This window comes from Paraburkholderia humisilvae, from assembly GCF_902859855.1.
Taxonomy (GTDB): Bacteria; Pseudomonadota; Gammaproteobacteria; order Burkholderiales; family Burkholderiaceae; genus Paraburkholderia; species Paraburkholderia humisilvae.
Genome location: NZ_CADIKH010000030.1, coordinates 21,450 through 43,226, shown reverse-complemented (window position 1 = coordinate 43,226; position 21,777 = coordinate 21,450). Strand labels below are relative to the sequence as shown.

General features: G+C 63.9%; 18 protein-coding genes. 10 read left to right on the top strand and 8 right to left on the bottom strand.

Annotated elements, in window-relative coordinates:
- Positions 1-115 precede the first annotated feature (115 nt).
- The 3 genes from HV796_RS26535 to aspT (HV796_RS26525) form a co-directional block, all read right to left on the bottom strand.
- On the bottom strand, positions 116-1,768 hold the full coding sequence (locus HV796_RS26535) for a bifunctional aspartate transaminase/aspartate 4-decarboxylase (protein WP_175229469.1): 1,653 nt from the start codon (positions 1,766-1,768) through the stop codon (positions 116-118).
- A gap of 64 nt (positions 1,769-1,832) precedes the next feature.
- On the bottom strand, positions 1,833-3,518 hold the full coding sequence (gene aspT / locus HV796_RS26530; RefSeq protein WP_175229468.1) for an aspartate-alanine antiporter: 1,686 nt from the start codon (positions 3,516-3,518) through the stop codon (positions 1,833-1,835).
- A gap of 131 nt (positions 3,519-3,649) precedes the next feature.
- Positions 3,650-5,332, bottom strand: coding sequence for an aspartate-alanine antiporter (gene aspT / locus HV796_RS26525; RefSeq protein ID WP_175229467.1), 1,683 nt, complete (start codon positions 5,330-5,332; stop codon positions 3,650-3,652).
- A 544-nt stretch (positions 5,333-5,876) separates the two neighbouring features.
- On the opposite strand from aspT (HV796_RS26525), the gene HV796_RS26520 reads away from it, so the two are divergent.
- A complete protein-coding gene (locus HV796_RS26520; protein WP_175229466.1) occupies positions 5,877-6,845 on the top strand; it encodes a LysR family transcriptional regulator in 969 nt (322 codons plus the stop codon).
- A gap of 149 nt (positions 6,846-6,994) precedes the next feature.
- Entirely contained in the window at positions 6,995-8,005 is a 1,011-nt protein-coding gene (locus HV796_RS26515; protein WP_175229465.1) for a 2-hydroxyacid dehydrogenase, read from the top strand.
- 4 nt (positions 8,006-8,009) lie between these two features.
- Here the strand turns inward: HV796_RS26515 and HV796_RS26510 are convergent, their stop codons facing one another.
- Positions 8,010-8,603 (bottom strand): plasmid fertility inhibition factor family protein, encoded by a 594-nt coding sequence (locus tag HV796_RS26510; protein WP_246356047.1) that lies wholly within the window; start codon positions 8,601-8,603, stop codon positions 8,010-8,012.
- Positions 8,604-8,824: 221 nt separating this feature from the next.
- Here HV796_RS26510 and HV796_RS26505 point away from each other — a divergent pair, with 221 nt between their 5' ends.
- From HV796_RS26505 to HV796_RS26495, 3 genes are all read left to right on the top strand, one after another.
- On the top strand, positions 8,825-9,634 hold the full coding sequence (locus HV796_RS26505) for a crotonase/enoyl-CoA hydratase family protein (protein WP_377693707.1): 810 nt from the start codon (positions 8,825-8,827) through the stop codon (positions 9,632-9,634).
- Between the two features lie 226 nt (positions 9,635-9,860).
- Positions 9,861-11,027 carry an MFS transporter gene (locus HV796_RS26500; RefSeq protein ID WP_175229463.1) on the top strand — a complete coding sequence of 389 codons (1,167 nt, stop codon included), beginning with the start codon at positions 9,861-9,863 and terminating at the stop codon, positions 11,025-11,027.
- Positions 11,028-11,103: 76 nt separating this feature from the next.
- On the top strand, positions 11,104-12,261 hold the full coding sequence (locus HV796_RS26495) for an MFS transporter (RefSeq protein WP_175229462.1): 1,158 nt from the start codon (positions 11,104-11,106) through the stop codon (positions 12,259-12,261).
- Positions 12,262-12,313: 52 nt separating this feature from the next.
- Here the strand turns inward: HV796_RS26495 and fahA are convergent, their stop codons facing one another.
- Together fahA and hmgA are read right to left on the bottom strand one after the other, a co-directional pair.
- Positions 12,314-13,636 carry a fumarylacetoacetase gene (gene fahA, locus HV796_RS26490; protein WP_175229461.1) on the bottom strand — a complete coding sequence of 441 codons (1,323 nt, stop codon included), beginning with the start codon at positions 13,634-13,636 and terminating at the stop codon, positions 12,314-12,316.
- Complete coding sequence (gene hmgA, locus HV796_RS26485; protein WP_175229460.1) at positions 13,633-14,988, bottom strand: homogentisate 1,2-dioxygenase; 1,356 nt, start codon at positions 14,986-14,988, stop codon at positions 13,633-13,635. The genes fahA and hmgA overlap by 4 nt, the downstream gene beginning before the upstream one ends.
- A 205-nt stretch (positions 14,989-15,193) precedes the next feature.
- On the opposite strand from hmgA, the gene HV796_RS26480 reads away from it, so the two are divergent.
- Positions 15,194-16,024, top strand: a complete 831-nt coding sequence (locus tag HV796_RS26480) for an EAL domain-containing protein (protein ID WP_175229459.1) — start codon at positions 15,194-15,196, stop codon at positions 16,022-16,024.
- Between the two features lie 30 nt (positions 16,025-16,054).
- On the opposite strand, the gene HV796_RS26475 is transcribed toward HV796_RS26480, so the two are convergent.
- A complete protein-coding gene (locus tag HV796_RS26475) occupies positions 16,055-16,924 on the bottom strand; it encodes an IclR family transcriptional regulator (protein WP_175229458.1) in 870 nt (289 codons plus the stop codon).
- A 153-nt stretch (positions 16,925-17,077) separates the two neighbouring features.
- Between HV796_RS26475 and HV796_RS26470 the strand changes: the two genes are divergently transcribed.
- Positions 17,078-18,268: an acyl-CoA dehydrogenase gene (locus tag HV796_RS26470; RefSeq protein WP_175229457.1), complete on the top strand. Its 1,191-nt coding sequence runs from the start codon at positions 17,078-17,080 to the stop codon at positions 18,266-18,268.
- A 160-nt stretch (positions 18,269-18,428) separates the two neighbouring features.
- Positions 18,429-19,658, top strand: coding sequence for an autotransporter strand-loop-strand O-heptosyltransferase (locus HV796_RS26465; protein ID WP_175229456.1), 1,230 nt, complete (start codon positions 18,429-18,431; stop codon positions 19,656-19,658).
- 99 nt (positions 19,659-19,757) lie between these two features.
- Here HV796_RS26465 and HV796_RS26460 read toward each other — a convergent pair whose 3' ends face one another.
- Complete coding sequence (locus tag HV796_RS26460; RefSeq protein ID WP_175229455.1) at positions 19,758-20,399, bottom strand: peroxiredoxin; 642 nt, start codon at positions 20,397-20,399, stop codon at positions 19,758-19,760.
- Positions 20,400-20,819: 420 nt separating this feature from the next.
- Between HV796_RS26460 and HV796_RS26455 the strand changes: the two genes are divergently transcribed.
- Together HV796_RS26455 and HV796_RS26450 are read left to right on the top strand one after the other, a co-directional pair.
- Positions 20,820-21,122, top strand: coding sequence for an ElaB/YgaM/YqjD family protein (locus HV796_RS26455; RefSeq protein ID WP_175229454.1), 303 nt, complete (start codon positions 20,820-20,822; stop codon positions 21,120-21,122).
- Between the two features lie 232 nt (positions 21,123-21,354).
- The gene (locus HV796_RS26450) at positions 21,355-21,747 is read left to right on the top strand and encodes a phage holin family protein (RefSeq protein WP_175229453.1); all 393 of its coding nucleotides are present in this window, start codon (positions 21,355-21,357) and stop codon (positions 21,745-21,747) included.
- The last annotated feature ends 30 nt before the right edge of the window (positions 21,748-21,777 follow it).

Below are 21,777 nucleotides of genomic sequence, written 5' to 3'. Positions count from 1 at the left end.
CCGCGCCTGTTACCGCATCTGGCCGATCATTCACCTATCTGCGCGAATGTGCAAGTTTTTTGACAGTGCAGCTGGTTCGCCATGGCGGCTGGACAACGCCGCCGGCGCGATCACATCACTTCACCTTGCCCTTATCGAGGCTCTTGCCCGTCGCCGCGTTGAAGCGCTCCACATATTCTTCGATCAGTTTGCGCACCGCGCGGCCGATCTGCCGGTAGTCCGATTCGTTCAGGTTAGCCAGCGATACGCGTCCCGACGGATGCGGCGTGCCGAACCCGCGTCCCGGCAGCAGCACGACGCGCGCTTCGCGCGCGAGACGGAACAGCAGTTCGGACGGCTGCGTGTTCTTCTTGATCCAGTCGACGAACTCGCGGCCGTGAGCACGCTCGCCCAGAAACTCGATGTCGAGGATCGTGTAATAGTCGACCTGATTCGGATCGTCGTCGTCGAACGAGATGCCGATCTCCTCGTACAGCGCGCGCTTGCGGCTGCGAATCAGGCGCTTCAACGCACACTTGTACGCGTCGGGCGTGTCCATCAGCGAGAACAGCGAAAACAGCACCATCTGCACCTGCTGCGGCGTCGACAGACCCGCGGTGTGATTCAGCGCGACCGTGCGGCTGTCGGCCACCAGCCGGTCGATAAATTTAAGCTTGTCCGGCTCGGTCGTGATGGATTCGTAACGCGCGTGCAGTTGCTTTTTCACGTCCTTCGGCAAGCCGGCGATCAGCCGGTCGAGCACATTGTCGCGGTGCGTCGCGATCGTGCCCAGGCGCCATCCGGTCGCGCCGAAGTACTTCGAATACGAGTACACGAGAATGGTGTTTTTCGGCGCAAGCGCGAACAGCGACACGAAATTGTCGGCAAATGTGCCGTACACATCGTCGGTGAGCAGGATCAGATCGGGCCGCTCCTTCACGATGTCGGCGATCTGCTCGAGGCTCTCGTCGCTGATTCTCACCGATGGCGGGTTGCTCGGGTTCACGAGGAAGAACGCCTTCACCTTCGGATCGCGCAGCTTGTCAAGCTCCGCCTTCGAGTACTGCCAGTTCTTCTCGACCTCAGCGTTCAGGTTGATCACGTTCAGTTGGTAGTCGTTCAGACGCGGAATCTCGATGTACGGCGTGAAGATCGGCATACCCAGCGCGATCGTGTCACCGGCCTTGATCAGATGGTTCTCGCGCATCGTATTGAAGATGTACGTCATGGCCGCCGTACCGCCTTCAACCGCGAAGATATCGAACTCGCCGACAAACGGGTGCTTGCCGATCATCTCGCGCCGCAAATACTGCCCGACGATGATCTCCGACAGTTTCAGCATCCGGTCCGGCACCGGATAGTTCGACGCCAGGATGCCCTCGCACATCTCGTACAGGAAGTCGCCGGCGGAAAGCCCCAACTGATCGCGCACATACGACACCGCGCCGCGCAGAAAATCGATGCCGGGCACGCTCCGGTTCTCGCGCAGGAACAGTTCGAAGCGCTCGGTCAGCCCATCGCGCTTCGGAAACCCGCCGACGCCCTCCGGCATATGCGCGAACGAGCGCTCCGCTTCGCGCATCGCGAACAGACCCAGTTGCCAGAAGCCGTGGCGCGGAACGGTGGCGAGAAAGTTAGGATTGCCACGGCCCGCATTGAGCATCGCGGTATTCGCCGCACGCTCGACCGCGCCGCCGCCCGCTGCCTTGATCAGCTCGTCTTTCAGCTCGAACGGGCTCAGCGCCGCGAGCTTCGCCTGTTCGCTGCTGCCTGACTTTTCCTTTGCCATGATGCGGCCTCCAATAATGAAAGAAATGCGGCGCGTGCGTCGACGCAGCGGCCCGCGTTGAAGATCAAGCAAGCCCGACGACGAGCGGGCCGAGCAGCGTCAGCAGCACGTTGGCGATCGCATAGGTAATCGCGAACGGCACGGTCGGCACCGCACTTTCCGCCTTGTCGAGCACACCACCGAAGGCCGGATTCGCGCTACGCGAGCCCGACAGCGCGCCGGCCAGAATCGCCGCGTTGTTGTAGCCGAGCACGTACCGGCCGAACAGCATCGTCAGCAGCAACGGCACCATCGTGACGACGACGCCGACGAGGAAGATCGTCATGCCGCTCTGCTTGACCGTGACGACCGCCTGCAGACCGGAGTTGAGCCCAACCACCGCGACGAACGCGGCAAGCCCGAAGTCTTTCAGCAATTGCGATGCGGCCGGCGGCATCACGCCGTACATCGGATGTTTGCCGCGCATCCAGCCGAACAGCAGGCCCGTGAGCAGGCAGCCGCCGCCGGAGCCGAGCGTGAGCGGCACGCCGCCGATGTTGACGACGATCAGGCCGATGAGCAGACCCAGCACGAGACCGACGCCCATATAGATAAAGTCGGTCTTGATCGAATAGGGCAACTCGTAGCCCGTAGCCGCGACCGCGCGTTTCGTATCTTTCGCGGAGCCGTAAAACGTGAGCACGTCGCCGTGCTCGAGCTGCGTCTGCGGCAGCAGCGGCACCGGCTGGCCGACCCGCGAGATGCTTTCCAGAAACACGCCATGCCGCATATCGCGATCGACGGTCTCGCGCACATGCGCGATCGTCGTGTGGTTCAAACCTTTGCGCGTAAACACCGCCTGGCGCGTCTGCATCACGAGGACGACATCGGTCGTGTCCGCGACTTCGGGGCCGATCAGCGGCGCGACGCCGACCATCCCTTCGCGGCGCCCGACCACCAGCACCACGTCCCCCCTGGAAAGCACCGCATCGGCCGAGGGCTCGACCGCGGCGCCGTTTCGATGAATGCGCTCGATCGTCACCATGTCCTTCTGGCTGATCTCGATCTCCGCGACTTTGCGCCCCGCCGCCTGCTCAACGCGAAACGCGCGCCCGACCAGTTCGGGCAATGCCGACAGTTCGTTCGGCCCGCGTGCCGGCGCGCCGCCGGCGAGCGCGGCTTCAGCGTCAAGCGCCGCCTCGCGCAGGCCGCGACCCATAAACTTCGGCAGCAGATTCACGCAGACAATGATCGCGCCCAGCGAACCGAATACGTAGGTCACCGCATACGCAATCGCGACGTCCGATTGCAGTGTTTTGGTTTCTTCGGCGGATAGACCTAGACGCGCGATCGCATCGCCCGCGGTGCCGATAATCGCCGACTGCGTAAGCGCACCGCCCGCGAGCCCGGCGGCCAGCCCCTTGTTCAGATGGAACAGCTTCGCGCAGATCAGCACCGTGACGAGCGCGGAGACCGCGAGAAACACGGCCATCGCGATTTCGCGCAGCGTCTTGCGGTTCAGCGAATTGAAAAAGCCAGGCCCGGAGTCATAGCCGACTGCGTAGATAAACACCGCGAACATCACTGCCTTCACGCCGTTGTCGACCGTCACGCCGACCTGGCTGATCACGACCGCCGCGAGCAGCGAACCGCCGACACCGCCCAGTTGAAACTTGCCGAAGTTGATCTGGCCGATGAAATAGCCGACCGCGAGCGACAGAAACAGCGCGACTTCAGGGGATTTCTGGAAGATATGGTGTAGCCAATCCATTGAAGTCTCTCCGTGCTCCATGAAATTCCGTTCGTCTTCCAGCGATGATGCGCAGTACAGAGCATCATCAAATCGCCACCTTACGTTTGTGTCGTGAGGCTCGCAATATTCGAAATGTCAGATCTGGTTTGTTATCCAAATTTACCTGCAAGACCCACCACCACCGGCCCCATCAACGGCAACAGGATGTTCGACAGCGCATACGTGATCGTGTAACCGATCACTGGCGTCGAGTTGCCGGTCACGCCGACGAGCGCGCTGATCGCCGGCGTGCTGCATTGCTGGCCGGCAATCGCGCCGAGCAACATCGGTGCATTGAGCTTGAGCAGCGCGTGGCCCACCCAGAGCGACAGCAACCCCGGCACGATCACCATCAGAATGCCGACGATCGGCAGCGCAAGACCATACTCACGCACGAGCTTGATCGCATCCGGTCCCGCCGACAGGCCAACCGCGGCGATAAAAGTCGCAAGACCGAAGTCCTTCAGAATCTGCGCGGCGGCGGACGGCAGCGAGCCGACCAGCGGGTGACGCGAACGAATCCAGCCGAACAGGAGTCCCGACAGCAGACAGCCGCCCCCCGTGCCGAGTGCGAGCGACACGCCGCCGATCGTGCCGGACAGACGTCCGAGCGCCATGCCGATCAGCACACCAAGACCGAGATAGACGAAATCGGTTTTCTGCGTCGGCACGAGTTCGTAGCCAAGCCGCTTCACGCCACGCGCGACGTCGTCTTTCGCACCGACGATCGTCAGCACATCGCCACGGTTGAGCACGGTGCCGGGCAGCGCGGGAATGCGCGCGTCGAGGCGGTTGACCGCGGCGATATAAACGCCGCGCCCCTCGGTACGCGATGCCTGCTCGCGCACCTGCGCGATCGTGAGACCGTGCAGGTCGCGGCGCGTCAGCACGACATCGACGCGCTCGCCCATCACGACGTTGAAGTCGCCGCCGGTCACCTCTTCGCCGATGTGCGGCGCCGCCGCGACGAGCGCCGCGCGCCGGCCGACGACCAGTGCGAGATCGCCTGCTTCGAGCTTCGCTTGCGGGTCGGCGGCCATCAGCAAACCGGCGCGCTCGATCTGCTCGAATGTCAGGTTGTTGCCGTACTGCTGCTCGAATGCGCTGACCGTCGAGCCGGCGGCCGGCCCAATGCGAAACGCGCGGCCGACAAGCGCGGGTGCGGCGAGGCGTTGTCCTTCATCGAGTGCGTCGCCGCCGCCCAGTTCGCGCCACACGCGCTCCGCCTCCGCGCGCAAATTGATCCGCAACAGCAGCGGCGCAATCTGGCTGCAGAACAGCACGATCGTGATAAGACCAAACAGATAGCTCACACTGTAAGCCGTCACGATATTCGCCTGCAGGCGCGTCGTTTCCGCATCGTTGAGGCCGAGCCGCGTGATCGCCTCCGACGCGGTGCCGATCACCGCCGACTCGGTCGCCGCACCGGCGAGCAGACCCGCTGCCGTGCCGGCGTCGAGATGCATCAGCGAAACCGCGAGCATCACCAGCACGAGCACCGACACGATCTCGATGACCGACAGCAGTCCATAGCGCCAGCCGCGCCCGACGTTCGCAAAAAACTGCGGACCGCCGGTGAAACCGAGCGCAAAGATGAAGAGCGCGAACGCGATGTTCTTCAGATCGGGGGAGATGCGCGCGCCGGTCTGCCCCAGTACCAGCGCGACGATCAGCGTGCCGCAGACGCCGCCCAACTGAATCGGCCCAAGACGAAACGAGCCGATGAAATAGCCCAGCGCGAGGCTCACGAACAATGCAATTTCCGGCTGAGACCTGAGCAATTCGGCGATCATTTTCCGTTTCCAGGAATCAAAGACCGTTTTCGCAAACTTCTTACAAAATCCGCTGCGAATTAATCAGAAACAGGCCTTGCATTTTTAAAGAATAGGATCGCGCGTATTCCGCCGATTTTTCTTCGGATTCAAACGAAACGGCTTATTGCACGCGATAGGGAGCCAGCGGCGTCAGATATGCGCGGCGCGCCGCAGCGCACATTCGGGAAACGACGCTCACCCGCTACCTGTTTGGCTGACAGACATCGCTTCCTCGTCAGGTTGTCGAACAACACGTCGGGACCGCGAATCAGGCGGGCGGCCTTTTTGTGCTCATCAACTTATGCGCAACGGTTTGCATCAACGGTGGGACTTTTTACTAGCGCGAAATGGTCGCGCTGGTTTTATAAATATTGTAATTATGCAAGGCTGTCAATATTATTTTTGAGCACGAGTCGCAATTGCATCGTTGTCGCAGCCATATTGCATCCATGCCGGAATGGCCTGGTGATCGCCGGCATGCCGCCTGTATCGCATTCCTGCCGTAGCCGGAGGGCGCACAGACATGAACCAGATCCACGCGATGCGAGTCTTCGTCAGAGTGGCCGAAACGCAGAGCTTTCGCCGGGCCGCGCAGCAGCTGAACGTATCGAACGCGCTCGTCACCCGCTCGATCGCGACACTCGAAGCGCATCTGCATGCTCGTCTCATCAATCGCACCACGCGCAACCTGTCGTTGACCGAAGCGGGCGCGCACTATCTCGAAGGTTGCCGCGGCCTGCTCGAAGAGCTCGACCATCTGGACAGCGCGGTCGCGTGCACGGAGCGCGAGCCAGGCGGCCTGTTGCGTGTCGTCGCAGCCGGCGCGCTTGCGCCGCAGACGTTGGCGCGGCTGGTCGACGGCTTTCATCGCCGGCATCCGAAGATAGGCGTGCGGCTTGCGCTTGCGGAACAGCTCGCGCGGCTGCCTGACAATGGCTACGACGTCGGTATCGTGACCGCGTTTTCCACCGCGAATGCGGAACTCGACCTCGCCGAAACGCCGCTGGCGACACAATCGCTCGTCGCTTGCGCGTCGGCCGCCTATCTCGACGAACACGGCGCACTGCAGCGCCCCGATGAGCTCGCGCACCATGCATGCGTCGCGCTACCATCCGAGCGGCGCAGCGCGTCGTGGCGCTTCGTGCAGGCGGATGGCAGCGCGCATACGGTGACCATCGAACCGGTCTTCACGGTGAACAGCGCGCCGCTGGTACGCCTTGCGGCGCTTGCCGGCATGGGCGTCGCGGTGCTGCCCGCGCCGCTTGTCGCCGGCGATCTCGCTGCCGGCACGCTCGCGCACGTGTTGCCGGACTGCACGATCGACGACCCGCATCGGCACATCTCGCTCGTCTATCCGCGCCGCCGGCACCTGAACGGCAGGACGCGCGCGTTCGTCGACTTTGCGCTCGAGCAGATGAGCGCCGCATCGTCCGCCGCGGCGGCGCCGCATGGTGCGATACTGGCTGATCTGCACGTCGTTCCGCATGCGTGATGACTCGCCGGGTGCAGACCCGGGGCCTCGATAAAGTCGATTGCGAGGTCAAATGCAAGGTCCCCCGCGAGTTCATCCGCATGGACTCACAGCGGAAACCCTCCGCGAAACCCGCCGCGCGGAACGGCGCGCGCTCTTTGGGAGCCGCGATGCGCATGATCCTGTTCAGCAGCCGCCAGTACGACCGCGACACGTTCAACGAAGCCAACGCGTCGTTTCATTACGAACTGCACTTCCAGGAGTCCTACCTCGATAGCGAGACCGCGATCCTTGCGCACGGCTACGAGATCGTCTGTCCGTTCGTCAACGACAGCGTCGATGCTGCCGTACTTGAACAGCTGCACGCCGGCGGCACGCAGCTTATCGCATTGCGCTCGGCGGGCTTCAATCACGTCGATCTCGTGACGGCCCAGCGCCTCGGCCTGCCGGTGGTGCACGTGCCGGCGTACTCGCCGCATGCGGTCGCGGAGCACGCAGTGGGCCTGATCCTCGCGCTGAACCGGCGCCTGCCGCGCGCGGTCGCTCGCACGCGCGAGGGCGACTTCTCGCTTACCGGTCTGCTGGGTTTCGACCTGCACGGCAAGACGGTCGGCGTGATCGGCACCGGCGTGATCGGCCGCACGTTTGGCCGCATCATGGCGGGCTTCGGCATGCAGGTAATCGCATACGATCCGGGCCCGCCGGCCGCCGATCTGCTCGCGCTCGGCGCGCGCTACGAACCGCTCGATACGCTGCTTGCCAGCGCGGACGTCGTGAGCCTGCACTGCCCGCTGCTGCCGTCCACCTACCATATGATCGATGCGGCCGCGCTCGCGAAGATAAAGCGCGGCGCGATGCTGATCAATACCGGACGCGGCGGTCTCGTCGAAAGCAATGCGCTGATCGGTGCGTTAAAGAGCGGGCAGCTCGGCCACCTCGGGCTCGATGTGTATGAAGAGGAAGGCGGCCTGTTTTTCGAAGACCATTCGGATACACCGCTACAGGACGACGTGCTCGCGCGGCTGCTGATGTTCCCGAATGTGATCGTGACCTCGCATCAGGCGTTCTTCACGCGCGAGGCGATGAGCGAAATCGCGCAGACGACGCTCGGCAATGTGAAAGCGTGGAGTGATGGCGTGCCGCTTAACGTCATCGAGCATAAGCCGGCGCGCGGAGCATGATGCGTTAGCGCCCGTTGCGCAAGTTGCCGTGACGCGTGCGTTCGAACGACGCGTCGTCGGCCTGCTCATCGTCGTCCGTGTCATCGGCGCTCTGTGCGATGGTCATGCTCGGCCGCAACGCGGTGCGTGCATCATCGGGCGCACCGCAATACTGGCGAAGCAGCGCGGCCTCCCGCTCATGCACTTCGACCGGAAACCACCGCGCGCCCGCCGATGCGAGATAGCGTGCGCGATGCTGGCCGTTGCGGAATGTGACCACGCCTTCGTGCTCAAGGCCGAGCCAGCCGATCAGACCCGGCGCGCGGCGCGACGACACAGTGACATAAGGCATTTCCGGAATGCGCGCATTGTCGGGATCGAGAAATTCGCGAATGCCGCGCATCTTGCCCGGATGCCATTCGAGCACAGGGCGCAGCACATAGTCGGTGTCGTCTCGGTCCGCGCAGGACAGCAGCCTACGCGCATCGACGAGCACGACTTCATGACGGGTGCCGTCGGTGGAAAAAACGCGTTTCAGGCGAACGTGGTCGTACCATTCATGATCGTAAAGTTGAACGACCCAGACAGGTTCACACGCGGGCAGTGCTGAGTTCGACATCGACGGCTTCAAATGAAAACAAACAGCGGAGAACAAACGGCGGCTCGCTTCAACACACCTGCAAGCGCCTGAACCACGCGTCAAACCGGCATGCAAAGCAGGTTACGCTACGAGTCGATTGTGAAAACCGCGTGTCAGCAACGCAAGCGGTTTCGGCGTGCATCTGTGGTTTTTCGAGCACAGCCGACCGCGCGATGCGTGTTGTCTGTCAGGAGACGATGATGACCGTCGAAACATTCGGCGAACATGTCCGTATCGAAGCGATCGATGCGGTGGCAACAATTGTTCTCGATCGGCCCGAACGCCGCAACGCCGTCGACCGGCCGACCGCGCACGCGCTATCCGACGCTTTCGCCCATGTCGAAGCCAACGGCGCGTGGCGTGCCGCAGTCCTGTTCGGTGCGGGCGGAACCTTCTGCGCGGGCGCGGACCTCAGCGCACTCAACGACCCCGCTCGCCGCAACGAACTCCATGCCGACGGTAGCGGCCCCGGCCCGATGGGCCCGACGCGCACGCCGTTCACGAAGCCGATGATCGCGGCGATATCCGGCTATGCGGTCGCGGGCGGACTCGAGCTTGCGGCGATGTGCGATCTGCGGGTGGTCGAACGGTCGGCAGTGCTCGGCGTGTTTTGCCGGCGGGTCGGCATTCCGCTGATCGACGGCGGCACGATCCGTTTGCCGCGGCTGATCGGCCTGTCACGCGCGCTCGATCTGATTCTGACCGGGCGCGCGCTCGGCGCCGACGAGGCACTTGCGTTCGGGCTCGCCAACCGCGTGGTCGACGACGGCACCGCGCGTGCCGCGGCCGAGCGGCTCGCTGCGGAACTGGCAGCGCTGCCGCAGGCCGCGCTGCTGGCCGACCGCCGTTCGGCGCTCGAAAACAGCATGCTCGATGACTTCGCCGAAGCGTTACGCCGCGAAGGCGCCGGTGGTTACCCAGCGGTATTCGGCGAAGGCGCTGCGCTTGCCACACGTTTTGCCGGCGGCGCCGGACGACACGGCGCCGCATTCGATCCATCGGACGGTTAACGCCATACACCGACATACGGCCGTAAAACTGTGTACACACCGCATACGCGCCGGCACGCGGGCCGCCCGGCTGCCATTCACCGGCACTCAACAAAAAACAACACTTGTTGCATGCTCTGACGCACGGGTTTTGGCTTAGGTACAATTCCCTAATGATTTTCCCTGCCTGAGCCGACGCGCTTCTTCCCGAATGCGCGCGAGCACGGCGCCTGCCGGCTTTCCCATCATGCCTCTGCCCCTGCTTGCTCTCGCCGTCGCCGCCTTCGGCATCGGCACGACTGAATTTGTGATCATGGGGCTGCTGCCCGACGTCGCGCGCGATCTCGCGGTATCGATCCCGGCGGCCGGCATGCTGGTTTCCGCCTATGCGCTTGGCGTCACCATCGGCGCGCCGATCGTCGCGATCGCGGTGGCGAACATGCCGCGCAAAAAGGCGCTGATGAGTCTGATCGGCGTGTTCATCGTCGGCAACCTGCTGTGCGCGGTCGCGCCGAACTATGTCGTCCTGATGATCGCGCGCATCGTCACCGCTTTCTGCCACGGCGCATTTTTCGGCATCGGCTCGGTCGTCGCGGCGGGGCTTGTCGCGCCGAACCGCCGCGCGCAGGCCATCGCGCTGATGTTCACCGGCCTCACGCTCGCCAACGTGCTGGGCGTGCCGCTTGGCACCGCGCTCGGCCAGGCAGTCGGCTGGCGTGCGACGTTCTGGGCGGTGACCGGCATCGGCGTGCTAGCCGCCGCCGCGCTCGCGGTCTGCCTGCCATCGCGTATCGACATGCAGAAGGCAAGCCTGTTGCACGAGTTCAAAGTATTGAAGAATCCGCAAGTGCTGATGGTGCTCGGCACCAGCGTGCTCGCGTCGGCGAGTCTCTTCTCGACGTTCACCTACATCACGCCGATTCTCGAAGACGTCACCGGCTTCACGCCGCATGCGGTCACGTTCGTGCTGCTGCTATTCGGGCTTGGGCTAACGGTCGGCAGCACACTCGGCGGCAAGCTCGCGGACTGGCGGCCGGTTCAATCGCTGCTCGGCTTCCTGCTCGCGATCGTCGCGATCCTGGTCGTGTTCGCCGCGGCGATGCATGCGGAAATTCCCGCGCTCGTCACGGTATTCGCATGGGGCGTGCTCGCGTTTGCAATCGTGCCGCCGCTGCAGATGCTGATCGTCGACCGCGCAAGCCATGCGCCGAATCTCGCATCGACATTAAACCAGGGCGCGTTCAATCTCGGCAACGCGACCGGTGCGTGGCTCGGCGGCATGGCGATCGGTGCGGGTGCGCCGCTTACCGCGTTACCGTGGGTCGGCGTCACGACCGCGGCCGGCGCGGTTGCGGTGATGCTTTGGTCGGTGTCGCTCGAGCGGCGCACACAGCGGGTCGCGATACCGGGTTAATCGCGCCGTTTTCGGGTTCACGCGCGCGCACGTTGCCGCGCACACGCCACTGCCCCGCGTAGTAGCATCACGGCCGATGAAAGTGATCTTCTCGCGCGACTTTGTCGCGCTCATTCTGAGCGTCGCCGTGGTCGGACTCGGCACCGGCGCAACGCTTCCGCTGACGGCTCTCGCGCTCACCGACGCCGGCTACGGCACCGACGTCGTCGGCCTGCTGACTGCCGCGCAAGCAGCCGGCGGCCTGCTCGTCGTGCCGCTGACAAGCCGCATCGCCGCGCGTTTCAGTGGCCGTCAGGTGATCGTCGGCGCGGTGCTCGCGGTCGCGCTCGCGACCGCGCTGATGCAGTTCACCTCTAACCTGTGGGTCTGGGGCGTATTGCGCGTGGTGTGCGGCGTCGCGCTGATGTTGCTGTTCACGGTCGGCGAAGCATGGGTGAACCAGCTTGCCGACGATGCGTCGCGCGCCCGTGTGATCGCGATCTACGCGACCCACTTCACGCTGTTCCAGATGACCGGCCCGGTGCTCGTCAGCCGCATCGCGCCGTTTGCCGGCTGGCGCTTTCTCGCCTGCGGCGCCGTCTTTCTGCTCGCGCTGCCGATGCTCGCGGCGATCCGCGCGACGCCGCGCGTCGCGGGCGAGCATGAGCCGCACGGCAACTGGCGGCACGTGCTGCCGCGCATGCCGGCGCTGGTGGTCGGCACCGGGTTCTTCGCGCTATTCGACACGCTCGCGCTGTCGCTGATTCCGCTCTTCGCGATGGCCCACGGATTCGCAGCGAGTGTCGCGGTGCTTTTCGCCTCGGCGCTGCTGCTCGGCGACACCACGCTGCAATTCCCGATCGGCTGGCTCGCGGACCATCTGGGCCGCGAACGCGTTCATATCGGCGCGGCCGTCGTCGTCGTGCTGCTGCTCGCACTGCTGCCGTGGGCGGTCGCGACACCGTGGCTGTGCTGGCCGCTGCTGTATGTGCTGGGCGGCGCGGCCGGCGCGATCTATACGCTGTCGCTCGTCGCATGCGGCGAGCGCTTTCGCGGCGCGGCGCTGGTGTCCGCGAGTTCGCTGGTCGGCGCGTCGTGGAGCGTCGCGAGCTTCGGCGGGCCGCTCGTCGCCGGCGCGCTGATGAAGCGTATCGGCAACGATGCGCTGATCGGCGTGCTGCTGGCGAGCGCGCTTTCCTTTCTCTTCGCAGCGTTGTGGGAAAAACGGCGCGCCGCGGTGCGCGCGTTGCAATAGTCACCGCGGCGTTGCACGTGCGCATTGCCCTTGTGCGGGATGCGCGAGAGTTTCACCCGCGTGCCGGCAACACCTCGCCCATACACGTGCCGAAACCCACGCGATAACCATCGCCCTGACACCAGCCCGCAAGCGTCAGTTCATCGCCGTCCTCGATAAACATGCGCGTGCCACCTTCGTCGAGCTCAAGCGGCTTCTTGCCATTCCACGTCAGTTCGAGCAGGCTGCCGAACGCGTTTTCAGCGGCCCCGCTGATCGTTCCTGAGCCCATCAGATCGCCAACCCGCGTATTGCAGCCCGACACGGTGTGATGCGCGAGCTGCTGCGCCATCGTCCAGTACATATGGCGGAAGTTCGTGCGCGCGATCATCGTCGCGCGGCCCGCGTGCCGCGGCCGCAAGCGGACTTCGAGCTCGATATCGAAGGCATGCCTGCCGTCGTGCCGCAGATAGTCGAGCGGCGCCGGCTGCTGGTCCGGCTGCGCGACGCGGAACGGTTCGAGCGCATCGAGCGTGACGATCCACGGCGAGATCGTGGTCGCGAAAGTCTTCGAGTTGAACGGGCCGAGCGGCACGTATTCCCATTGCTGGAGATCACGTGCGCTCCAGTCGTTGAGCAGCACCATGCCGAAGATATGCTGTTCCGCATCGGCGCATGCAATCGGCTCGCCGAGCGCATTGCCGCGTCCGACGATAAAGCCCGTCTCCAGCTCGATATCGAGCTTGCGGCACGCGCCGAACACCGGTCGCGGCGCCTCCGGCAGCTTGATCTGGCCATTGGGCCGCCGCACCGGCGTGCCGCTCACCACCACCGACGACGCCCGTCCGTTATAGCCGATCGGTATCTCCAGCCAGTTCGGCAGCAGCGCATTCTTCGGGTCGCGAAACATCGATCCGACGTTGGTCGCGTGCTCCTTCGACGAATAGAAGTCGGTGTAGCCGGGAATGTCCACCGGCAGATGCAGCGTCGCGTCCGCCTGACGCACCAGCGCGCGCGCGTGGAGCGCTGTGTCGTCACGCAGGCGCGGGTTGTCGCGCGCGAGCAGCGCGCTCAGTTGCACGCGCACGCTGCGCCATGTGTCACGGCCGAGCGCGATAAACGCGTTCAGCGAATCGCGCGCGAACACGCTCGCGCCGTCTTTCATCGCGTCAGGCTGAACCGGCAACGGCAGCAGCCCCGCCTGTTCCAGCACGCCCAGGTCGACGATCCGATCGCCGATCGCCACCCCTGCGCGCGGCATGCGATCGCGCGAATCGCTGAAGATGCCGAACGGCAGGTTCTGGATCGGGAAATCGCAGGCCGGGTCGTTCGCGGTATCGATCCAGCTTTGGCGCGCAGCGTCGAGCGTCGACTGAAGGGAGTTCTCGAGGCTCATCGCTGCTCCGGGTTGAAGTGTTTTTGCAAGCCTTGCCAGCATTCGGCGTAGTTCGCCTGTAGTGGCGCGCGCTCGAGTGCGAAACGCGTCGGCCGGATCAGCGTGCGGCACTCGAACATGAATGCCATCGTGTCGGCCACCTTATGCGGCTTCGACGTGTCACTGTGCGATGCCTTCTCGAAGGTTTCCGCATCGGGCCCGTGCCCCGACATGCAGTTGTGCAGACTCGCGCCGCCCGGCACAAAGCCTTCCGCCTTCGCGTCGTACACGCCGTGGACAAGCCCCATGAACTCGCTCGCGACATTACGGTGGAACCACGGCGGACGGAACGTATCCTCGGCCGCGAGCCAGCGCGGCGGAAAGATCACGAAGTCGAGCGTATCGACGCCCGGCGTATCGCTCGGCGCATGCAGCACGAGGAAGATCGACGGGTCCGGATGGTCATAGCTGATCGAGCCAATCGTATTGAAGCGGCGCAAGTCGTACTTGTACGGCGCGTAGTTGCCATGCCACGCGACCACGTCGAGCGGCGCATGGCCGATGTCCGCGCGCCACAGCTGGCCGTTCAGCTTCGCGACCAGTTCAAACGCGCCTTCGCGGTCTTCATAGGCGGCGTGCGGCGTCAGGAAATCGCGCGGATTCGCCAGCCCGTTCGAGCCGATCGGCCCGAGGTCCGGCAGCCGCAGCAGGGCGCCGAAGTTCTCGCAAATGTAGCCGCGCGCGTCGCCATCCGGCAGCGCAACGGTGAAGCGCACGCCGCGCGGAATCACCGCGATTTCGTACGGCGCGACGTCGAGTTTGCCCAGCTCGGTCGCGATCGCCAGACGGCCGTGCTGTGGAACGATCAGCAATTCGCCGTCGGCGCTGTAGAAGTAACGGTCCTGCATCGAGCGGTTCGCCGCATACAGATGAATCGCACAGCCGTTCATCGCTTCGGCGGCGCCGTTGCCCGCCATCGTCACCCAGCCGTCGATAAAGTCGGTGGGCTTCGACGGCATCGGCAGCGGGTCCCAGCGGAGCTGGTTCGGCGGTGTCGGCGGCACGTCAGCGAAGTTAGCGACCAGACGCTCCGACGGCAAGGGCGTGAATGGCCGGTGCATCGCGGCCGGCCGGATCCGGTATAGCCATGAGCGCCGGTTGTGGCCGCGCGGCGCGGTGAACGCGGTGCCCGACAACTGTTCGGTGTAGAGCCCGTAAGGCGCGCGCTGCGGCGAATTGCGGCCGTGCGGCAGCGCGCCGGGCAGCGCTTCTGTGGCGAATTCGTTCGCGAAGCCGGACTGGTACGCGCCGCCAGCGTCGCCGATGCCGCTGGCACCGTCCGCGTGGCTTTCGGGCCGCGTCGATGTGTTCATGCAGGTTCTCCGTTGACCAACCGTTAAGTTCCGAATGGTAAAACCAATTACGATTAGTGAAATCAACGTAAACCCTAATATGCACGCCGCCGCGTGAATCGATATCAGCATTTGGTTAGTCGTGATCTGGCGCCCGCTGCTACCATCAAAGGATGCGGCGACAAGCCGAACAATCGAGCGCGCCCGATCGCTCCCCTACGCCACGATGATCCCGTTGACCATTGCCCAACTCGTTGATCGCGCATCGACCGTGCCCTTTCTTCGCGAGCATTTGCGTATGGGTAGCGGCGTTCATCGCGACACCGCGATCGCGCGTTACGCCGACTTCGAACTCGGCAGCCACTACGAGCCGATCTTTGACATCAGCGTGCATGCGCTCGCGCAGTCGCTGTCGTCGGCGCCGGAAAGCGCGGACCGGTTCGGCGACGAGCTCGGCTTTCAGGCGGTCACGCAGTTGCTGAACGGCGCGCATGTGGATACCTTCGATCCGTTCGAGCACGTCTCCGACGACCAGGAACTGGTCGCACTCGACCGCATGTCACGCGCGATGCACACCATCAACTTCTTCGGCGCGCAGCGGCATGGGCTGTTGTTTCTGCGTGTGCACGAGCGCTTGCTGAAGAGCGTGCGCTATGACCATGGACGGCACTTTTCGACCGTACTGATCTCGTTCGGACTGAATCCGTCGCGCATCGTGATCGAGTTACCGCCGGCCGCTGTCGCTCATCGCACTTTTCTCGGTTATCTGACGAAGAGCTACCAGCATTACGGCTTCAAGGTGGCGGGGAATCTGCCGAACGCGGGGCAAATCCTGTCGGTGTCCGACATGGCCCGTCTCGACTTCATCAAGATGGACGCGGGCGCGGCACTACGCGATTCGATGGTGAAACCGCTCGTCGGTTATGCGAACCGCCTTCGCATTCCATTGATTTTCAACCGCGTCGCGACTGAAGCGCAGTTCGATCTGTTGCAGCAGTACGACGTGCGATTCGTGCAAGGGCCGCTGTTTGTGGTCAATGAGCATAGGGCGGCTTGACAGAATGGCCTGATCAGCCGCCGCGCCGGCTCACCGTGCGTGCGACCGCGCGCCACGCTGCGCCGGGCCGCCAAGGCGTTGCGCAAGCGCCATCAGGCGCGGTGCGACGCGCTCACGAAACACCTCCTCCCCCATCGATGACGCCGGTCCGCTGCAACTGAGCACGAGCCAGCGGCCATCGCGCGGATCGCGAAACGGGACGGCGACCGCGTTGACGTCGTCGTGCCACGCGCGAAACGAATAACAACAGCCCGCGTGCTCGAATGCGTCGATTTCGACCCGCGCTTGTTCCGTCTGTGCCTGACCGACGTCGCCCGCCGCTTGCGCGAGTTCGGCGAGCAGCGCGTCGCGCACATCGACCGGCTGCACCGCGAGGTACGCGCGACCCATCGAGCTCGTCAGCATCGATAGCTTCGAGCCGGAGGCAAGCCCCAGCGTCAGCGCCGTTTCGCTGCGGATGGTTTCCAGATAGATCATGTCGAGACCGTCGCGGCACCCGAGCGACACCGCCGCGCCGACCTCCCGTGCAAAGGCCCGCAGATGCGGACGCGCGAGTTCGAGCGTGTCGGTCCCGGATAGCAGCGCGAAACCGAGCGATAGCACGCCCGCGTCAAGCGCATATTTGCCGAGCGCTTCGTCAAAACGCAGGTAGCCGAGCACCGTCAGCGTATACGCCAGGCGATTGACGGTTGCCTTCGGCAAACCGGTCCGTTCGACAAAATCGCGATTGCCCAGCAGCGTCTCGCCTGGCTTGAACACGCGCAGCAAGTCGAGCCCGCGCGCAAGCGCGACGACGAACTTGCGCTCGTCGATGAACGGCGCAGACTGCGACGAATCCGGCGAATCCGGCGAATCGTGTAAATCGGCTGTCTTGGCGGGAGCAGGTGCGGAGCGTGGCATCGGATGGTACACTCAAGTGTCATTTGCAAAACATTGTTTCGCACAGCGGAACTCAAGTCAAGTCAGATCACGTTACGCACGATCGAGCGTCCGCGCCCCGGTCACCACCCGGCAGTCGAGCGATCAGGCAATCGAGTATTCAGGAGAGACATCATGGCCGCGCATGCGCAATTCCACTGGGACGATCCGCTGCTTTTCAACCAGCAGCTCACCGACGAAGAACGCATGGTGCGCGACGCCGCCGCGGCCTACGCGCAGGGCAAGCTCGCGCCGCGCGTGCTCGAAGCATTTCGCCACGAAAAGACCGACGTCGCGATCTTTCGCGAAATGGGCGAACTCGGCCTGCTCGGCCCGACCATTCCGGAGGAGTACGGCGGCCCGGGCCTGAATTACGTCAGCTACGGGCTGATCGCGCGCGAAGTCGAGCGGATCGATTCCGGCTACCGGTCGATGATGTCCGTGCAATCGTCGCTCGTGATGGTGCCGATCTTCGAATTCGGCTCCGCTGCGCAGAAAGACAAATACCTGCCGAAACTCGCCAGCGGCGAATGGATCGGCTGCTTCGGCCTGACCGAGCCGAACCACGGCTCGGACCCGGCGAACATGGTCACGCGCGCGAAGCAAGTCGATGGCGGCTACTCGCTGTCGGGCTCGAAGATGTGGATCACGAACTCGCCGATCGCCGATGTGTTCCTCGTCTGGGCTCAGCTCGAAGAGAACGGCAAGGACGAGATCCGCGGATTTATCCTCGAGAAGGGCTGGAAGGGGCTGAGCGCGCCGGCGATCCACGGCAAGGTCGGTTTGCGCGCGTCGATTACCGGCGAGATCGTGCTCGACGAGGTGTTCGTTCCCGAGGAAAACCTGCTGCCCGGCGTGAAGGGGTTGCGCGGGCCGTTCACCTGTCTGAATTCAGCGCGTTACGGCATCGCGTGGGGCGCGCTCGGCGCGGCCGAAGCGTGCTGGCACATCGCGCGCCAGTATGTGCTCGATCGCAAGCAGTTCGGCCGGCCGCTTGCCGCGAACCAGCTGATCCAGAAAAAGCTCGCCGACATGCAGACCGAAATTACGCTCGGGCTGCAAGGCGTGCTGCGCCTCGGGCGCATGAAGGACGACGGCACCGCCGCCGTCGAAATTACGTCGATCATGAAGCGCAACTCGTGCGGCAAGTCGCTCGACATCGCGCGCATCGCGCGTGACATGCTCGGCGGGAACGGCATTTCGGATGAGTTCGGCGTCGCGCGTCATCTGGTGAACCTCGAAGTGGTCAACACGTACGAAGGCACACACGATATCCATGCGCTCATTCTCGGACGCGCTCAGACGGGGATTCAGGCTTTCTTCTGAGTTAGCCCGCAAACCAGGACTGTACGGGCGCGTTTTAAGAGTTGTCCAATTCGGACAGGCAAATCGCCCGCTTAAGGTGTCGGCTGCATTTTTGTGATGCGCCGATTCCGATCTTCGACGCGGGGTCGACAGACTTTGTCGGCGCCGCCTCGGAGAAAACATGAGCGAAACCGTCCGCACCGGCACCCAGCACGGTCTCACCGAATCGAGCTTTACGCGACCGGGCACGCCCGTGTTCAACGGGCCCGAAGGCGTCCGTTTCGATTTCAACTACGGCTGCCGCGTGCAGGTGCCGGTCGACGGTTGGCGCGTGCGGATGGTCGACATCGATACCCACAACGTCGTGTTCGACGAAATGGTCGAAGCCGGCGCGACCGTCGCGAGCCGGCGCAAGTACTTCGTGCGCACGCGCCTGCAAGTGTTCGACGGCGCGCGCCTCGTGTTCGAGCATGGGTTCGATGCAGCCGGCCAGCCTGTGCTGGTCCGTCTCGCGTCGGCTGCGCTCGGCGACTCGCTCGCGTGGATGCCAGCGATCGACGCGTTTCGCGAGCAGCACCGCTGCGATCTGCACGTTGCGTTGCCGGACCACCTGCACCCGCTCTTTCGCGCTGGCTACCCGGCTTTGCAGCTCGTTTCCGATCGCGCTCCCGGCGCAGCCGCCGCAGCGGGCACTCCGTTCTATGCGACGTATCACGTCGGCCTCTTTTCCCCCTACGACGAACGCGATCACCAGCCGACCGACCCGCGCGTGAGCAGCATGCAGGACGCGGTCGCGTACATGCTCGGCGTGCCGCCCGGCGAGCGGCGGCCGCGGCTGATCGTCGCGGACACCGCGCGGCGCATCGCGCAACCGTACGTGTGCATCGCGACGCAGGCCACGGCCCAATGCAAGTACTGGAACAATCCGCGTGGCTGGCCGACGCTGATCGCGCATCTGAAGCGGCTCGGCTTTCGCGTGCTGTGCATCGACCGTGACCGCGCATACGGACAGCCCGGCGCGCTGAACCGGATGCCGGCGGGCGCCGAGGATTTCACCGGCGAACGGCCGCTGCAGGAGCGCGCGAGCCTGCTCGCGCACGCCGCGTTCTTCGTCGGGCTGGGCAGCGGCCTGTCATGGCTCGCGTGGGCGGTCGGCAGGCCGGTCGTGATGATTAGCGGCTTTTCGCATCCGCAGACCGAGTTCCACACACCGTGGCGCGTGATCAACTTTCACCCGTGCAATAGCTGCTTCAACGACACCGCGCACCAGTTCGATCCCGACGATTTCGACTGGTGCCCGCGCCGCGCGGATCGCCGCGCGCAGCGCTTCCAGTGCACGGCGACGATCAGTCCGGAGTTCGTGATACGGGTGGTGAACCGGTTGATCGACGCACACGGTCTTGTTGCCTGACTTTCAGAAGCGCGAGGCCAAATTAGAAGCCGGGCCGCGGGTAACGGCCACCTGCGGCCCGGCTTGGCTTTTGTCTTCGCCTTGGCGCTTGCCGGAGGCTTACTTCAGGTTCGGCTGCGGCGTCATCCGCAGATACGGACGCAGCGCCTTGTAGCCCTTCGGGAATTTCTGCTTGATCACTTCTTCATCCTTGAGCGACGGCACGATGACGACGTCGTCGCCCTGCTTCCAGTTGCCCGGCGTCGCGACCTGATAGTTGTCAGTCAGCTGCAGCGAGTCGATCACGCGCAGCACCTCGTCGAAGTTGCGGCCAGTGCTCGCCGGATACGTGATGATCAGCCGCACCTTCTTCTTCGGGTCGATGATGAAGAGCGAGCGCACCGTCAGCGTTTCGTTCGCGTTCGGATGAATCATGTCGTACAGTTCCGACACCTTGCGGTCGCCGTCGGCGAGAATCGGAAAGCCGACGCTCGCGGCCTGCGTTTCGTTGATGTCCTTGATCCACTCGTGGTGCGATTTGGCGGTGTCCACCGACAGCGCGATCGTCTTCACGTTGCGCTTCTCGAACTCACTCGCAAGCTTCGCCGTCAGACCCAGTTCCGTCGTGCAGACCGGCGTGAAGTCGGCCGGGTGCGAGAACAGCACGCCCCAGCTGTCGCCCAGCCACTCGTGGAACCGGATCTGGCCGATGCTCGAATCCTGTTCGAAATCAGGTGCGGTGTCGCCAAGACGTAAACTCATCGTGCAGCTCCTTTTAGTGTTCGAATGGTCCACCGGAGATGTCCGGCGGCGCTTGGAAAAATTAGAGCATACCGGACGTCCGCCTGTCCGCTTAACGAACGGAGCGTCATACACATATGAGTTTTTTGTAATTTTGGTCACGATGAGTGAAACTTAGCGGGTCAGATCCGCTTCCCGTGCTATTAATGTGGGAAGCGTCGTATGAGCGTCACGCCCGCCGCCGCAGCCCGCGATCGCCGCCGCCGGGCGTTTTCCATCGGGTTTCTTCGCTTGTCGATCGTTTGTTGCGCAACTGGCCAGCCGGGAATGGTTTCTGCGGTGTCGCGAGGGTCCTGATCCGTCCCGCTCACCTGCCATGCTCGCCAGCGGCGGTTTCTTTGGTTACGATTCCACGCGTAGCGTGCACGAAGGGAGCAATCAATGTCGGAAGTCAACAAGGAGAGATTGATGTCGGATATCAAGACAGTCCTCGCAGACGCTGAAGATCTGCTGAAGCAGGCCGCGAGCGCAACCGGCGAACGCGCTTCCGAACTCCGCGAAACCGCGCTGTCGCGGCTCAAGCAGGCGAAGGAAAAGGCGGCGGATGTGCAAGTGGTGGTGGTCGAAAAAGGCAAGAAGGCTGCACGCGCGACCGACGACTACGTGCACGAGCACCCGTGGACATCGATCGGCATCGCGGTTGGCGCAGGTGTGCTGCTGGGCCTGCTGATCAATCGGAAGTGATGCGGGAAGTAAACCGGCAAGTCATGCGGGAAATACCGCACGAAGTATCGCGGCAAGCTATGCTGCGAACAGCGCGGCCGGCCCGGCGGGACGTTATCTGACGTCGAGCCGGACACGTTTTCAGACACGGCCTGGCTGGCGCGCAGCAGCGCCGGCCAGGTTGATTCCAGTGCGCCCGGTGGGGTTTCCGGTGAATTTCCGGCGCACTTTCACGGGGTAACGCGCTCACGCCATGACCACCGATACCCAATCGCAGCGCGCGGAACACAGTCCGCTGCGCCGCATTTTCGGTTCCGTCTTTTCGATCCTGCAGACCCGGCTCGAACTGATCGGCATTGAGCTGGCAGAAGAAAAAGACCGCCTGCTCGCCGTGCTTTTCCTCGGACTCGCGGCGATGATGCTGGCGGTGATGGCGCTGATTTCGCTCTCCGTACTGATCGCGATCGCGTTCTGGGACACCTACCGCTGGCAGGCGCTCGCGGGCATCACGATTGTCTATGCGGTCGCCGCGCTGGTATGCGGCCTGCGCGCGCGCAGCAACTTGCACAATGCGCCGGCGGTGTTCGAAGCGACGCTCAGCGAGTTCGAGAAAGACCGCGAGATTTTCCGTAAGCATTCGAACTGACGCGCGTCGCGTGCGCATCGACGGGTGCGC

Bases quoted from the DNA above. Each gene is read 5' to 3' on its own strand.
- aspT (WP_175229467.1), bottom strand. From the start codon at position 5,332: ATGATCGCCGAATTGCTCAGGTCTCAGCCGGAAATTGCATTGTTCGTG.
- HV796_RS26505 (WP_377693707.1), top strand. From the start codon at position 8,825: ATGACCGTCGAAACATTCGGCGAACATGTCCGTATCGAAGCGATCGAT.
- HV796_RS26470 (WP_175229457.1), top strand. From the start codon at position 17,078: ATGGCCGCGCATGCGCAATTCCACTGGGACGATCCGCTGCTTTTCAAC.
- HV796_RS26480 (WP_175229459.1), top strand. From the start codon at position 15,194: ATGATCCCGTTGACCATTGCCCAACTCGTTGATCGCGCATCGACCGTG.
- HV796_RS26535 (WP_175229469.1), bottom strand. From the start codon at position 1,768: ATGGCAAAGGAAAAGTCAGGCAGCAGCGAACAGGCGAAGCTCGCGGCG.
- HV796_RS26520 (WP_175229466.1), top strand. From the start codon at position 5,877: ATGAACCAGATCCACGCGATGCGAGTCTTCGTCAGAGTGGCCGAAACG.
- HV796_RS26460 (WP_175229455.1), bottom strand. From the start codon at position 20,399: ATGAGTTTACGTCTTGGCGACACCGCACCTGATTTCGAACAGGATTCG.
- HV796_RS26500 (WP_175229463.1), top strand. From the start codon at position 9,861: ATGCCTCTGCCCCTGCTTGCTCTCGCCGTCGCCGCCTTCGGCATCGGC.
- HV796_RS26510 (WP_246356047.1), bottom strand. From the start codon at position 8,603: ATGTCGAACTCAGCACTGCCCGCGTGTGAACCTGTCTGGGTCGTTCAA.
- HV796_RS26450 (WP_175229453.1), top strand. From the start codon at position 21,355: ATGACCACCGATACCCAATCGCAGCGCGCGGAACACAGTCCGCTGCGC.
- hmgA (WP_175229460.1), bottom strand. From the start codon at position 14,988: ATGAACACATCGACGCGGCCCGAAAGCCACGCGGACGGTGCCAGCGGC.
- fahA (WP_175229461.1), bottom strand. From the start codon at position 13,636: ATGAGCCTCGAGAACTCCCTTCAGTCGACGCTCGACGCTGCGCGCCAA.
- aspT (WP_175229468.1), bottom strand. From the start codon at position 3,518: ATGGATTGGCTACACCATATCTTCCAGAAATCCCCTGAAGTCGCGCTG.
- HV796_RS26455 (WP_175229454.1), top strand. From the start codon at position 20,820: ATGTCGGAAGTCAACAAGGAGAGATTGATGTCGGATATCAAGACAGTC.
- HV796_RS26475 (WP_175229458.1), bottom strand. From the start codon at position 16,924: ATGCCACGCTCCGCACCTGCTCCCGCCAAGACAGCCGATTTACACGAT.
- HV796_RS26515 (WP_175229465.1), top strand. From the start codon at position 6,995: ATGCGCATGATCCTGTTCAGCAGCCGCCAGTACGACCGCGACACGTTC.
- HV796_RS26465 (WP_175229456.1), top strand. From the start codon at position 18,429: ATGAGCGAAACCGTCCGCACCGGCACCCAGCACGGTCTCACCGAATCG.
- HV796_RS26495 (WP_175229462.1), top strand. From the start codon at position 11,104: ATGAAAGTGATCTTCTCGCGCGACTTTGTCGCGCTCATTCTGAGCGTC.